This window comes from Blastococcus sp. LR1 (genome assembly GCF_020166105.1).
In the GTDB taxonomy this organism is placed as follows: domain Bacteria; phylum Actinomycetota; class Actinomycetes; order Mycobacteriales; family Geodermatophilaceae; genus Blastococcus.
Genome location: NZ_JAIUJY010000004.1, coordinates 531,211 through 545,239, shown reverse-complemented (window position 1 = coordinate 545,239; position 14,029 = coordinate 531,211). Strand labels below are relative to the sequence as shown.

The 14,029-nt window shown below is 72.8% G+C and carries 12 protein-coding genes; 2 read left to right on the top strand and 10 right to left on the bottom strand.

All coding sequences use genetic code 11. The features are described from left to right. The first annotated feature begins 14 nt into the window (after positions 1 to 14). Entirely contained in the window at positions 15 to 1,418 is a 1,404-nt protein-coding gene (gene lpdA, locus LBW97_RS14655; RefSeq protein ID WP_224500085.1) for a dihydrolipoyl dehydrogenase, read from the top strand. Positions 1,419 to 1,512: 94 nt separating this feature from the next. After that, a complete protein-coding gene (locus LBW97_RS14650) occupies positions 1,513 to 2,904 on the top strand; it encodes a hypothetical protein (protein WP_224500084.1) in 1,392 nt (463 codons plus the stop codon). A 68-nt stretch (positions 2,905 to 2,972) separates the two neighbouring features. Here LBW97_RS14650 and LBW97_RS14645 read toward each other — a convergent pair whose 3' ends face one another. The 10 genes from LBW97_RS14645 to LBW97_RS14600 all read right to left on the bottom strand — a co-directional run bounded on the left by LBW97_RS14645 (position 2,973) and on the right by LBW97_RS14600 (position 14,026). Then, complete coding sequence (locus LBW97_RS14645; protein ID WP_224500083.1) at positions 2,973 to 4,460, bottom strand: DEAD/DEAH box helicase; 1,488 nt, start codon at positions 4,458 to 4,460, stop codon at positions 2,973 to 2,975. Positions 4,461 to 4,703: 243 nt separating this feature from the next. Then, positions 4,704 to 5,405, bottom strand: coding sequence for an MgtC/SapB family protein (locus tag LBW97_RS14640; RefSeq protein ID WP_224500082.1), 702 nt, complete (start codon positions 5,403 to 5,405; stop codon positions 4,704 to 4,706). A 4-nt stretch (positions 5,406 to 5,409) separates the two neighbouring features. Beyond that, entirely contained in the window at positions 5,410 to 6,471 is a 1,062-nt protein-coding gene (locus LBW97_RS14635; protein WP_224500081.1) for an adenosine deaminase, read from the bottom strand. Between the two features lie 34 nt (positions 6,472 to 6,505). After that, positions 6,506 to 7,336 (bottom strand): ABC transporter permease, encoded by an 831-nt coding sequence (locus tag LBW97_RS14630; protein WP_224500080.1) that lies wholly within the window; start codon positions 7,334 to 7,336, stop codon positions 6,506 to 6,508. Continuing rightward, the gene (locus LBW97_RS14625) at positions 7,333 to 8,241 is read right to left on the bottom strand and encodes an ABC transporter ATP-binding protein (protein ID WP_224500079.1); all 909 of its coding nucleotides are present in this window, start codon (positions 8,239 to 8,241) and stop codon (positions 7,333 to 7,335) included. The genes LBW97_RS14630 and LBW97_RS14625 overlap by 4 nt, the downstream gene beginning before the upstream one ends. Positions 8,242 to 8,300: 59 nt before the next feature. Continuing rightward, positions 8,301 to 9,587: a thymidine phosphorylase gene (locus LBW97_RS14620; protein WP_224500078.1), complete on the bottom strand. Its 1,287-nt coding sequence runs from the start codon at positions 9,585 to 9,587 to the stop codon at positions 8,301 to 8,303. Beyond that, complete coding sequence (locus LBW97_RS14615; RefSeq protein WP_374490036.1) at positions 9,587 to 9,955, bottom strand: cytidine deaminase; 369 nt, start codon at positions 9,953 to 9,955, stop codon at positions 9,587 to 9,589. The genes LBW97_RS14620 and LBW97_RS14615 overlap by 1 nt, the downstream gene beginning before the upstream one ends. Positions 9,956 to 10,008: 53 nt before the next feature. Beyond that, on the bottom strand, positions 10,009 to 11,283 hold the full coding sequence (locus LBW97_RS14610; protein ID WP_224500076.1) for an ABC transporter permease: 1,275 nt from the start codon (positions 11,281 to 11,283) through the stop codon (positions 10,009 to 10,011). Next, positions 11,280 to 12,458 (bottom strand): ABC transporter permease, encoded by a 1,179-nt coding sequence (locus LBW97_RS14605; protein ID WP_224500075.1) that lies wholly within the window; start codon positions 12,456 to 12,458, stop codon positions 11,280 to 11,282. Before LBW97_RS14605 ends, LBW97_RS14610 begins: the two co-directional genes overlap by 4 nt. Further along, positions 12,455 to 14,026 (bottom strand): ABC transporter ATP-binding protein, encoded by a 1,572-nt coding sequence (locus LBW97_RS14600; protein WP_224500074.1) that lies wholly within the window; start codon positions 14,024 to 14,026, stop codon positions 12,455 to 12,457. Before LBW97_RS14600 ends, LBW97_RS14605 begins: the two co-directional genes overlap by 4 nt. Positions 14,027 to 14,029 lie beyond the last annotated feature (3 nt).

The following is a 14,029-nucleotide window of genomic DNA, read 5'->3' as shown; positions in this document are numbered from 1 at the left end:
ACTACCCTCGATACGTGCCTCATTTCGACGTCGTCGTCCTCGGTGCGGGCCCTGGTGGCTACGTCGCCGCCATCCGCGCCGCCCAGCTCGGCAAGACCGTTGCCGTGGTCGAGTCCAAGTACTGGGGCGGTGTCTGCCTCAACGTGGGCTGCATCCCGTCCAAGGCGCTCCTGCGCAACGCGGAGCTCGCCCACCTCGTCCGTGACGAAGCCAAGACCTTCGGCATCTCCGGCGAGGTCTCCTTCGACTTCGGTGCCGCCTTCGACCGGAGCCGCTCGGTCGCCGACGGCCGGGTCAAGGGCGTGCACTTCCTGATGAAGAAGAACAAGATCACCGAGTTCGACGGCTGGGGCACGTTCACCGACCCGAACACCCTGCAGGTGTCGCTGAACGGTGGTGGCGAGGAGACCGTCACCTTCGACAACGCGATCCTCGCCCCGGGCGCCAAGACCCGGCTGCTGCCCGGCACCGAGCTCTCCGAGCGCGTGGTCACGTACGAGGAGCAGATCACCACCCGGGACCTGCCGAAGAGCATCGTCATCGCCGGTGCGGGTGCGATCGGCGTCGAGTTCGCCTTCGTGCTCCGCAACTTCGGCGTGCAGGTGACCATCGTCGAGTTCGCCGACCGGGTCCTGCCGCTGGAGGACGAGGCGGTCTCCAAGGAACTCGCCAAGGCCTACCGCAAGCTCGGCGTCGACGTCCTCACCTCCACCAAGGTCGAGAAGATCGACGACTCCGGCGACCAGGTGACCGTCACCGTCTCCGACGCCAAGGGCACCCGGGAGCTGAAGACCGACAAGGTCATGCAGGCGATCGGCTTCGTACCGCGGACCGAGGGCTACGGCCTGGAGAAGCTGGGCGTCGAGCTCACCGACCGCGGCGCCATCGCCATCGACGACCGGATGCGCACCAACGTCCCGCACGTCTACGCGATCGGCGACGTCACCGCCAAGCTGATGCTCGCCCACGTCGCCGAGGCGCAGGGCGTCGTCGCCGCCGAGACCCTCGCGGGCGCGGAGACGATGGAGCTGGACTACGTGATGATGCCGCGCGCCACCTTCTGCTCCCCCCAGGTCGCCAGCTTCGGCTACACCGAGAAGCAGGCCCGCGAGCTGGCCGAGGAGAAGGGCTGGAAGGTCAAGGTCTCCTCCTTCCCCTTCACCGCCAACGGCAAGGCCCACGGCCTCGCCGAGCCGAACGGCTTCGTGAAGCTGATCGCCGACGACACCTACGGCGAGCTCCTCGGCGGACACCTGGTCGGCCCCGAGGTCACCGAGCTGCTGCCCGAGCTCACCCTGGCCCAGAAGTGGGACCTCACGGCCACCGAGCTGGCACGCAACGTGCACGCGCACCCCACGCTCAGCGAGGGCCTGCAGGAGGCCATCCACGGCCTCGCCGGCCACATGATCAACCTCTGACGTCCGACCACCGGCCCCTTCCGACACCGGAAGGGGCCGGTGGCAGTTTCCGCCCCGGGGATGCGCCGCCGGGGCGACAGGGCAGGATGGTCGGGTGGCCAGGCCGAGCATCGTCCCGATCGCCCTCACTCTCGACGACCGCACGGGGTACACCCTGTGGGCTCCGCCGTGGGAGGAGGACGGCGAGGAGTGGCAGGCGTTCCTCGGCACGACCGTCGAGGTGCGCGCCGACATCAACGACGACGACCCCGACAGCCCGACCGCGCGGGCCGTCGTCCACCTCTTCCCCTCGCCGGCCGCGCTCGCCGCGTACTGCCGCAGCCGGAACGACCACGACCTCTCCGACCACCCGGTGTGGCCGGTCGTCGCGGGCCTCGGTGCCGCTGACCTGACGCCCGACGAGGACCACCGGTTCGACCTCGACGGCGTGTACGACATCGCCGCGGAGGACCCCGACCGCTGGGCCGTCGACGAGCTGGCCGCCACCGTCGACATCGTGGGTCGCCTGGCCGAGTGCCTCGACGCCACCGACGACGAGGACGACGACGACCTGGGCGAGGACGAGACCGAGTTCGAGGCCGTCGCCGAGCTCGTCGCCAAGCCCGAGATCGGTTCCCTGGGCCTCGGCGTGGAGGCGTTCGCCGGGCGTTCCGGCGAGGACGCCTGGATCGGCGTCGGCAGCATCCTGGACGACCTCTGGGAGGACGTCGTCGAGGAGCTCTCCGAGCACTTCGACTGGACCGGCGGCGGCACCGTGTCCGTCGAGACCTACCCCTCGGCGTCCGAGGCGGCCGAGGAGCCGGACGTCGACGAGCCGGCCGACGACACGGATGACGCTGACGCAGCTCCGGCCGGTGCGACCGCCGCCTCCGTCGGCGTGAGCACGATCGCGCGTGGCAGCAAGGTGACCGCCTCCCCCGCCGCCGTCGCCGCGGCCGCGGAGTTCTGGGAGGCCGTCGGCATCCTGCCCGTGGAGATCGTCGTCCCCGACGGCGCCGGGGTGACCCTGCGCTGCTACGTGGAGGACGTCGCCCGCTTCCTGGGTCGCGACGGCGAGGTCTTCGTCTTCGACACCCCGGCCGACCTGAGCCGCTTCTGCGCCGGCAACGAGGCGCACGACCTGAGCGAGATCGCCTCCTGGCCCGAGGTGGCCGACACCGACACGCCGCCGCTGCCGGCCGACCTGGACCGCTACGACCTCACCGAACTGGCCGAGCTGCTCGCCGAGGTCGCCGACGGCGCCTCCGGGCTGGTCACCCACCAGGCGCTGGCGCAGCCGGTGGAGGGTGTGCGCGACCTGGCCGAGTACGCGGGCCTCACCCGCGTCGGCGAGCTGCTGGCGCCGACCGCTCCCCTGGGCCGGGCCGTGGCCCGCGCCGACCGGGAGCCCGACGCCGCGCTGTCCGCCGCCGACGCCGCCACCCTGCGCCCGGCGTGGGACGAGGTCGTCACCGCCGTCAGCGGAGCCCTGGTCTTCCGCAGCTGACGCACGAGGACGAACGACGGCGGCCCGCCCCGGAAATCCGGGACGGGCCGCCGTTGCGGTTCCAGATGTCAGCCCTGACGGGCCGGGCGCTCCCCGCCGTAGCGGCGCTCGCCACCACCCGGGCGACCCGGGCGCTCGCCACCGCCGGAGCGGTTGCGGTCGCCGTAGGAGCGACGGGGGCCGCCGGGGCGGTCGCCGTCACGACGCGGACGGCCACCGGGGCCACCGCCGCCGCGGCGCATGTCGCGCTGCGTGCGCTCCTTGGGCTCGACCGGCACACCGGAGGCGACCAGGTCGAGGATGACCTTGTCGCTGGGCCGGATGCGGTCGATCTGCGGGTCCACCTTGGCCGTGCGGAAACGGCGCTTGGACTGGCCCACCTGGTCGGGCAGGAGCAGCGAGACGACGACGCCGGCGGCACCCGCGCGGGCGGTGCGGCCCGAACGGTGCAGGTAGGTCTTGGCGTCCGTCGGCGGGTCGTAGTGCAGGACCAGCGAGACGTCGTCCACGTGGATGCCGCGGGCGGCGACGTCCGTGGCCACGAGCACCGGCGAGCGGGCGTCGGTGAACTCCTCCAGGGCGCGCTTGCGCGCGGCCTGCGGAAGACCACCGTGGATCGCCTCGGCCTTGATGCCGGCAGCCTTCAGGTTCTCCGCCAGGCGGTCGACGCCGAGCTGGGTGCGGGCGAAGATGATCGTCCGGCCGGCGCGGCCGGCGAGCTCCGTCGCCACCTGCAGCTTGTCGCGGAACGCGAGGCTGAAGGCCAGGTGCTCGGCGGGCGGCGCGTCGTCGCCGGCGCGCTTGACCTCGTGCCGGGCCGGGTCCTTGAGGTAGCGGCGGACCAGGCTGTCGACCTCGCCGTCCAGCGTCGCCGAGAACAGCAGGCGCTGGGCGTCGCGGGCGGTCTGGTCGAGCAGCTCCTTGACGACCGGGAGGAAGCCCAGGTCGGCCATGAAGTCGGCCTCGTCCAGCACGGTGATGACGACCTCGGCGAGGGTGGCCTCGCCCTGGTTGATCAGGTCCTGCAGGCGGCCGGGCGTGGCGATGATGACGTCGACGCCACGACGCAGCTGCTGGATCTGGCGGTACATGGGCGCGCCGCCGTAGACGGTGGCGAGCTGCACGCCGGTGGCCTGGCCGAGGGGCGCCAGGTTGTCGTGCACCTGCTGGGCCAGCTCGCGGGTCGGCACCAGGACCAGGCCACGCGGGGCGCGGCGGCCCTGCTTGACCTCGGCGCCGATGCGGGCGAGCAGCGGCAGGCCGAAGGCGAGGGTCTTGCCCGAGCCGGTGGCCGCCTTGCCCAGCACGTCACGCCCGGCGAGGGCGTCCGGCAGGGCGGAGGTCTGGATGGCGAACGGCCGGTGGATGCCGCGACGCTCGAGGGCCGTCACGAGCAGCTGGGGCAGGCCCAGCTGGCCGAACGTGGGGCCCTCGGGGGCTGCAGCCGCCTCGACGGCCTCAGCGGCCTCGGGGGCGTTCTCGACGTTCTCGATGGTGTTCTCGACAGCGGTCTCGTCCGACGTGGACTCGAAGGCGACAGGGTGAACCAAAGTCATGCGGGGTGGGGCTCCGATACTGCTCGGAGCGCGTCCCGTGGAAAAGAAGGAGCGCCGTCGACTACCGGCGGTCCTCACTTGGCGATCTCTTGCGCCCAGGTGTGGAACGCGGGATCTGCACGGATGCGCTCATGCCCGGACAAACCGTCCGAGAGGATGACCGGCCTTGTGCCGGTACACCGAGGGTAGCAGCGAAGATCGCCACGCTGTTCCCGCGTACGGGGGTGACGGCCCCCACCCTGGTCAGTCGGCCTGTTCGTCCGTCGCCCCGACCGCGATGGCGACGACGCCCTCGAGGTCGGACAGCCCGGCGGCCAGCTCCGTCGCCGACCCGGTGCCCTCGACGGTGAGCCGCACGGTCGCCTGCCGTCCCCCGGGCGGGCTGACCCCGCCCAGGTCCTCGGCCGCCGTGGCCAGCTCGCGCACCGTGAACCCCCGCTGCGTGCACTCCGCCAGTGCCCGGCGCAACACGCCTTCGCCGTCGCGGTAGGTGAACACCAGCGAGTGCGCCCGCTCGATCCGCCCGGAGAGCCGGCGGGCCAGCGGGGTGAAGCCGTAGGACACCAGGAAGTGCGCGACCACCGCCACCACCGCGAAGAGCCACAGGCCCGCGCCCGCGGCCATGCCGATCGCCGCGGTGAGCCAGACGACCGCCGCCGTGGTCAGCCCCCGGACGGCGTCACGCCGCACGAAGATCAGCCCGCCGCCGATGAACCCGAGGCCGGACACCACCTGGGCGGCGATCCGGGAGTCCCCGAACGCCGACTCGCTGATCGCCACGAACAGCGCGGAGGCGAAGCCCACCGTCGTCAGGGTGCGCAGGCCGGCGGCCTTCTGCCGGAGCTCCCGCTCCAGCCCCATGAGGGCGGAGAGGAAGAAGGCGATCCCGAGGTCGCGGACCTGCTCGAGCGACTGCCCCGTCAGGTCGGGGAGCTGGAGGTCCACGAGGTCAGTCCGCCAGTGCCGCGTAGCCGGGGCGGACGACGTCGTCGAGCAGCCGGCGGCGTTCGTCGTCGGGCAGGAAGGCAGCGGCGAGGGCCCGCTCCGTCACCGTCCGCACGTCGTCCCACGTCCAGCCGAACGTCGTCGCCACGTCGGTGACCTCGCTGGTCACCGAGACCCCGCTCATCAGCCGGTTGTCGGTGTTGATCGTGACGGCGAAGCCGGCGCGGTGCAGCCGGTCCACCGGGTGGTCGGCGAGCGAGCGATAGGCGCCGGTCTGCACGTTGGACGACGGCGCGACCTCGAGGGTCACCTGCTCGTCGAGCACCCGCTGCGCCACCGGGCCGAGGGAGCCGTCCGCGGCGAGCTCGTCGGCGATCCGCACGCCGTGTCCCAGCCGCTCGGCGCGGGCGCCGTCGAGCGCGGCGCGGATGCTCTCGATGCCGGCCGCCTCACCGGCGTGCACCGTGCGGTGCGCGCCCTCCCGGTCCAGCAGCGCGAGGGCGGCGGGGATGCGGTCCGGCGGGAAGCCGTCCTCCGGACCGGCGAGGTCGAAGCCGACGACGCCGGCGTCCCGGTAGCGGACGACGAGCCCGGCGACCTCCTCCCACCGGTCGGCCTGCCGCATGGCGCACAGCAGCGTGCCTACCCGGATCGGCGATCCCGCCTCGCGGGCACCCTGGGCGTAGCCGTCCAGCATCGCCTCGACCGCCGCCTCCATGGGCATCGCGGTCAGCAGCTCCGGAGCCATGCGCACCTCGGCATGGACGACGCCGTCGGCGGCGAGGTCCAGCGCGCACTCACGCGCGACCCGCTGCACCGCCTCGGGCGTCTGCATCACGGCGACGGTGTGCGCGAACGTCTCCAGGTAGCTCTCCAGCGAGCCGGAGTCCGCGGCCTCGCGGAACCAGCGGCCCAGGCTCTCGACGTCGCCGGCCGGCAGGTCGCGGTAGCCCAGCTCGTCGGCCAGCTCCAGCACCGTCCGCGGCCGCAGACCGCCGTCCAGGTGGTCGTGCAGGAGCACCTTCGGGGCGCGGCGGACGTTCTCGGCGTTCAGCGGTGCAGGCACTGCGACATTGTCGACCTACCGGTCGACCCGGCCGTCACCGACTCCCGCGGTCCTGCCAGCTGAACGTCCGCACGCACAGCACCAGCCCCACGACGCACCAGATCCCCAGCACCAGGGCCACCCGGCCCAGCTCCCAGCTGCCCGCCGGCTCCTCGGCGGCGAGGGCGTCGGGCAGGAACACCGAGCGCAGCCCCTGCGCCATCCACTTCAGCGGGAAGATCGCGGCGAAGGTCTGCATCCACTCCGGGATCTGGCTGAACTGGAAGAACACCCCGGAGATGAACTGCAGCACCAGCGCGAACGGGGTGACCGTGGCCGACGCCGACCGGCCGTTCTTCGCGAGGCTGGAGAGCGCGATGCCCAGCAGCGTGCACGACGCCGAACCCAGCACGGTCACCCAGAGGAAGGTCAGCCAGTCGCTGCCCGAGGGCAGGTCGACGCCGTAGAACACGACGGCGACCAGCAGCAGCACGACGATGATCAGCGCGGTGACGGCGAGGACCTGCACGACCTTGCCGACGAAGAAGGCGCTGCGCGGCATCGGCGTGCCCGCCAGGCTCTTCAGCGTTCCGTCGGAGCGCTCCGTGGCGATGCTGATCGCCATGTTCTGCAGGCTGGCGCCCAGGATGCCGGCCGCGATGATGCCCGCGATGAAGTACTGGGTGAAGGCGACGCCGCCGCGGAGCTCGTAGTCCAGCACCGCGCCGAAGACCACCAGCAGGAGCACCGGAAGCAGGATGGTGAAGACGACGGACTCGCGCTGCCGGAAGAACTCCTTGAGCTCGACCGAGGCTCGCGCCCGGTAGACGGAGGGCAGCGACGGCAGGGCCGTCCGCGCCCCGGTCGACTGGCGTGCGGCGGTCATCGGCCGGCCTCCCCGATCATCTTCAGGTAGACGTCCTCGAGCGTGGGCCGGGCGACCGCGAGGTCGGGGACCTCGCCGTCGAACCGGGCGGCCAGCTCGCGGACGAAGGCGGTCGGCGTCGCGGTGGGCTCGGTGCGGCGGGCACCGTCCTCGGTCCAGCTGACGACGGCGGGCGCGGTCTCCCGGCCGCCCAGCGTGCTGGGCACCGCGACCTCGGCCAGCCGCCCGCGGGCGATGACGCCGACCCGGTCGGCCAGCGCCTCGGCCTCGTCCAGGTAGTGCGTGGTGAGCAGCATGGTCGTGCCGAGGTCGCGCAGCGACCGGATCAGCGACCAGAACTGACGGCGGGCCTCCGGGTCGAACCCGGTCGTGGGCTCGTCGAGGAAGAGCAGCTCCGGCCGGCCGACGATGCCCAGCGCCACGTCGAGGCGGCGCCGCTGCCCACCGGAGAGCGCCCGGGCGCGGATGCCCGCCTTCTCGGTGAGGCCGACCAGCGCCACCACCTCGTCCGGGTCCCGGGGATCCGGGTAGTACGACGCCTGCGCCCGCACCAGCTCGCCGACGGTCAGCTGGCTGTCGCCGCCGCCGGACTGCAGCACGATGCCGAGTCGGGACTTCCACCGACGGTCACCGTTGGCCGGGTCCTCCCCCAGCACGCGCACCTCGCCGGCGTCCTGCCGGCGGTACCCCTCGCAGATCTCGACCGTCGTGGTCTTGCCGGCACCGTTCGGCCCGAGCAGCGCGAAGATCTCGCCGCGCCGGATGTCGAGGTCCAGCCCGTCCACGGCGGAGAAGTCGCCGTACCGCTTGACCAGACCACGGATGGAGATGGCGGCGTCCGGGTCGAGCGGGTCGCCGGCCCGGGGCCGGATACCGGCCGGCGCGGCCACGGGGGAACTCGTCACGAGGTGACAGTGTCCTCCATGAACCTGTGATCCCCTCCCGGACCCCGTCCGGGAGGGGATCACGCCTGGGCGGTGATCCGCTCCAGGATCAGCGGCAGCGGCCGGTCGGCGGTGTCGACGCCGATCGCGCCCTCGAGCGCCTCCAGCGCGCGCGGGATGCGGTCGGCGTCGTCGGTCTGCAGCTCCAGCAGGGGCTGCCCGGCGGTCACCTGCTCCCCCACGCCGGCGGTCCAGGTGATCCCGGCCGCCGCCTGCACCGGGTCCTCCTTGCGCGCCCGGCCGGCGCCGAGCCGCCACGCGGCCACGCCGAGCGCATAGGCGTCCAGCTCGGTCAGCGTGCCGCTGGCAGGGGCGGTCACCACGTGCGTCTCGGCGGGCTTCGGCAGCGGGGCGTCGGGGTCGCCGCCCTGCGCGGCGATCATCCGCCGCCACACGTCCATGGCCCGCCCGTCGCGCAGCGCCTCGGCCGGGTCGACGTCGTCCCGCCCGACGCCGGCCAGCATCTCGCGGGCCAGGGCCAGGGTCAGCTCGACGACGTCGGCCGGCCCACCTCCGGCCAGCACCTCGACGGACTCCGCCACCTCGACGGCGTTCCCGGCGCTGCGGCCCAGCGGACGGTCCATCGCCGTCACGAGTGCCACGGTGCGCACGCCGGCGGCCTCGCCGAGGCCGACCATCGTGCGGGCCAGGGTGCGGGCGTCGTCAGCGTTCTTCATGAAGGCACCCGACCCGGTCTTGACGTCCAGGACCAGCGCGTCGGCGCCCTCGGCGATCTTCTTGCTCATGATCGAGCTGGCGATCAGCGGGATCGACTCGACGGTGCCGGTGACGTCGCGCAGCGCGTAGAGCTTCTTGTCCGCGGGCGCCAGGTCGTGGCCGGCCGCGCAGATGACGGCGCCGACATCCCGGAGCTGCTGGAGGTAGGCCTCCTCGTGCACGTCGGCACGCCAGCCGGGGATCGCCTCGAGCTTGTCCAGCGTCCCGCCGGTGTGGCCCAGGCCGCGGCCGGAGAGCTGCGGCACGGCCACACCGCAGGCGGCCACGAGCGGCGCCAGCGGCAGGGTGATCTTGTCGCCCACACCGCCGGTGGAGTGCTTGTCGGCGGTGGGCAGGCCCAGCGACGAGAGGTCCTTGCGCTCGCCGGAGTCGATCATCGCCTGGGTCCAGGCGGCGAGCTCCTCGGGCGCCATGCCGTTGAAGAACACCGCCATGAGCAGTGCGCTGACCTGCTCGTCCGGGACGACGCCCTGCGTGTAGGCATCGATGATCCAACGGATCTCGTCGCCGGATAGCCGGCCGCCGTCGCGCTTGGTGCGGATGACGTCGATGGCGTCGAAGGCGGCCATCAGCCCTGCCCCCGCTCCGCCGCGGCGACCAGGTCGTCGGGCCCGAAGGCGTCCGGCAGCACCTCGCGCATCGGCACGATCCCGAGCGACACCGTCTCGATGAGCATCTCGGCGCCTCCGTGCTCCCACAGCAGCTGGCGGCAGCGGCCGCACGGCATCAGCGGCTGGCCGTCGCCGCCCACGCAGGCCACCGCGACCAGCCGGCCGCCGCCGGTGCGGGCGAGGTCGCTGACCATGCCGCACTCGGCGCACAGCGCGAGGCCGTAGGAGGCGTTCTCCACGTTGCACCCGGTGACGACGCGACCGTCGTCGACCAGGCCGGCGACGCCGACGGGGAACTTCGAGTACGGGGCGTACGCATGCGTCATCGCCTCGCGGGCGGCCGCGCGCAGGGCGTCCCAGTCCGGCTGCGGGGTGCTCACTAGTGCTCTCCTCGTCGGTAGACCAGACCGTCGGCCTTCGGCATCCGCAGCCGTTGCGCGGCCAACGAGAGCACGAGCAGCGTGATCAGGTGCGGAGTGAAGGAGACGATGCCCTCGGGCAGCTCCTCGATGGTCAGGAACGCGACCAGGGTCGCGCCGGCGAAGACCAGCGCCAGACCCGCCTGGACCAGCCGGCGGCGGACGAACTGGAGGACCGCCACGCCCACCAGCAGGATCGCGATGAGCAGCAGCAGGGCCACGACCGCACCCTGGCTGCGCAGCTGCAGGCCGTCGGCGAAGCCGAAGAGCCCCGCGCCCGCGGCCAGGCCGCCGGGACGCCAGTTGCCGAAGATCAGCGCCGCGAGGCCGATGAAGCCGCGGCCACCCGTCTGCCCCTCGCGGTAGCTGTTGGCCACGAAGACCAGCGCGGCACCGCCGAGACCGGCCAGCGACCCGGAGATGATCACCGCGAGGTACTTCAGGCGGTAGACCGGCACGCCCAGGGAGTCCGCGGCCGCCGGGTTCTCACCGCAGGAGCGCAGCCGCAGCCCGAAGGCGGTGCGCCACAGCAGCAGGTAGGTCGCCGGCACGAGCAGCACCGCCAGCAGGGTCAGCACGCCGACGCCGCTGGTGAGGCCGCGCAGCAGCCCGGCGACGTCGGAGACCAGGAACAGCTCCGCGCGTTCGACGTCGCCCAGCAGGTCCGGGCCCGAGGAGAGCAACGGCAGCGAGAAGCTCGGGGGGCGGCCCGCCAGCCCGGGTGACTGCGTGACGCCACCACCGGTCGCGCCGCCGTACAGCAGCTCGGAGAGGAAGCGGACCACGCCTTCGGCGAGGATGTTGATCGCGACGCCGGAGACGACGTGGTCGACGCCGAAGCTCACCGTGGCGATCGCGTGCAGCAGGCCACCCAGGGCACCGAAGACGGCGCCGCCGATGATCGCCGCGGCCCAGCCCCACTGGTAGCCGGCCCAGCCGGCGCCCCAGGCGCCCAGGATCATCATGCCCTCGAGGCCGATGTTGACCACGCCCGCGCGCTCGGCGAACAGTCCGCCGAGCGCGGCCAGGCCGATGGGCACCGCCAGCAGCAGCGCCGCGGCGAAGGTCGAGGACGAAGTCAGGGCCTGCTCGCCGGAGACGATCCGGACGACGGACATCAGGAGCATCAGGCCGACGACGGTCCAGGCGATCCGCCGGCTGCGCCCGCCGCCCAGGAACAGCTCGGTCAGGGGCCCGCGGTCCGCGGTCTTGGCCGGTGCGGAAGTCGCGGTCACGCGCCCGCCTCCTGTCGCGCGTCGATACGGGTGCCGGCGGGACCGGTGCCGGTCGCGCCGTCGTCGGGAGCCGGGGCCGATGCCTGCCCGGTGCCGTGCTCGGCCCGGCGCCGGGAGACCTGGCGGGCGATCTCGTTGGCGATGACCACCGAGAGCACGATCGTGCCCTGGATGATCGTGACCACCGAGGCCGGGATGTCGGCGAACTGCAGCGGCACCGCGGCCCGGTCGAGGAAGGCGAACAGCAGCGCGGCGAACGCGATGCCGAGGGGGCTGTTGCGCCCCAGCAGCGCCACGGCGATGCCGAGGAAGCCCAGGCCGGCGGTGAACTCGGTGCCGAAGTGGTAGGTCCGGCCCAGCAGGTCGGGCAGGCCGATCAGCCCCGCGACCGCGCCGGAGATGAGCATCGTCTTGACGACCATGGCGCGGGCGTCGATGCCGCTGGCCGTCGCGGCCGAGGGCGACAGGCCCGTCGCGCGCAGGTCGAAGCCGAACCGGGTGCGCTTGAGCAGCACCGAGATCACGATGCCGACGACGACCGCCACGATCAGGAAGCCGAAGAGCTGCCCGCGCGGCTGGGCCAGCCCGATGGCGTCGAAGAGGCCGTTGAGCGCCGGGAAGCGGCCGGACTCGGGGATGTCGGTGGTCGTGATGATCGCCGCGCCCTCCTCGCTGCCCCGGAGCGGTCCGGTGAGCAGCCAGGAGGCGGTGCCGAGCGCGATGAAGTTCAGCATGATCGAGCTGATCACCTCGCTGACGCCGCGGGTGACCTTCAGGACGGCGACGATGCCCGCCCAGATCGCGCCCACGGCCATGGCCACCACCATGATCAGCAGGATGTGCAGCGGGGCCGGCAGCACGACGGCCGCGCCGACGCCGGCTGCGACGACGGTGGCCATGCGGTACTGGCCCTCGACGCCGATGTTGAACAGGCCCATGCGGAAGGCGACCGAGACCGCCAGACCGGCGAGGAACAGCGGCACCGCGCGGTTGAGGATCACCACGATCGCCTGCGTCTGCTGCGCGGGGGTGTCGCCGAAGTCGAGCAGCACCTGCAGGGCGGTCATCGGGTTCTGCCCGATGGCCAGGATCACCAGGGTCGTGATGACCAGCGCGACGACGACGGCGAGCGCGGGGGCCGCCAGCGAGGTGCCGATGCGGCGGAGGGCGGTCACGCGGCACCCACCGAGCCGTCGTGGGCGCCGGTCATGTGACCGCCCAGCTCGTCCGGCGTCAGCGACGACGGGTCGAGCGTGGCCACCAGCCGGCCGCGCAGCATCACGTGCAGGGTGTCGGACAGGCCGATCAGCTCGTCCAGGTCGGCCGAGATCAACAGGATCCCCATCCCTTCGGCGCGGGCGTCCTTGAGCAGCTCCCAGATGGAGGACTGCGCGCCGACGTCGACCCCACGGGTGGGGTGCGCGGCGATCAGCAGCTTCGGCGCCGCGCTCATCTCGCGGCCGATGATCAGCTTCTGCTGGTTGCCACCGGAGAGCGCGTGCGCCAGCGTGTCCGGGCCGGGTGCCCGGACGTCGTACTCACGCATGATCCGCTCGGTGTCCTTGCGGGCCGAGCGGCGGTCGATGAACGGACCCTTGACCGCCGGCGGGCGCGTCTGGTGGCCGAGGATCCGGTTCTCCCAGAGAGGAGCCTCCAGCAGCATCCCCTGGCGGTGGCGGTCCTCGGGGATGAAGCCGAGCCCGGCCTCGCGGCGGGCGCGGGTGCTCCAGCCGGTGATGTCCTGCCCGGCGAACGTGACGGTGCCCGAGGCGAGCGGGCGCAGGCCCATGATCGCCTCGACCAGCTCGGCCTGGCCGTTGCCCTCGACGCCGGCGATGCCCACCACCTCGCCCTCGCGCACGGTCAGCGCGACGTCGTCCACCGCGGGCCGGCCGACGGCCGACGGGACCGTGAGACCGGTCAGCTGCACCACCGCCGCCTCGCGGACCGTCGACGTCCGGGTCTCCGGCGAGGGCAGCTCCGAGCCGACCATGAGCTCGGCGAGCTGCCGAGCGGTGGTGGTCTTCGGGTCGGCCGTGCCGACGGTCGTGCCGCGGCGGATCACGGTGATCGAGTCGGCGACCTTGCGCACCTCGTCGAGCTTGTGCGAGATGAAGATGACGGTGAGGCCCTCGCGCTTGAGCTCGCCGAGGTTGCCGAACAGCTCGTCGACCTCCTGCGGCACGAGCACAGCCGTCGGCTCGTCCAGGATCAGCGTGGTGGCGCCGCGGTAGAGCACCTTGGCGATCTCCACCCGCTGGCGGTCACCGACGCCGAGGTCCTCGACGAGGACGTCGGGGTCGAGGTTCAGGGCGTAGCGCTCGGAGATGTCGCGGATCCGGCGTCGCGCCTCGGCGCGGTCCAGCCGGCCACCGCGCGTCGGCTCGCTGCCCAGGACGATGTTCTCCAGGACGGTGAAGTTGTCGGCCAGCATGAAGTGCTGGTGGACCATGCCGATGCCCGCGGCGATCGCGTCGGCGGGGCTCCGCAGCGTGGTCTCGCGGCCGTCGAGGAGGATCGTTCCCTCGTCGGGCCGGTGCATGCCGTAGAGCGTCTTCATCAACGTGGACTTGCCCGCGCCGTTCTCGCCCACGATCGCGTGCACCTCACCGCGCCGGACACGCAGCTCGATGTCACGGTTGGCGACGACGCCGGGGAAACGCTTGGTGATGCCACGCAGCTCTACGGCGTACGGGACGCCGTCGGCGGGCGGGGTGCCGCCGGTCGCTCCTGCTGCGGCCATGGG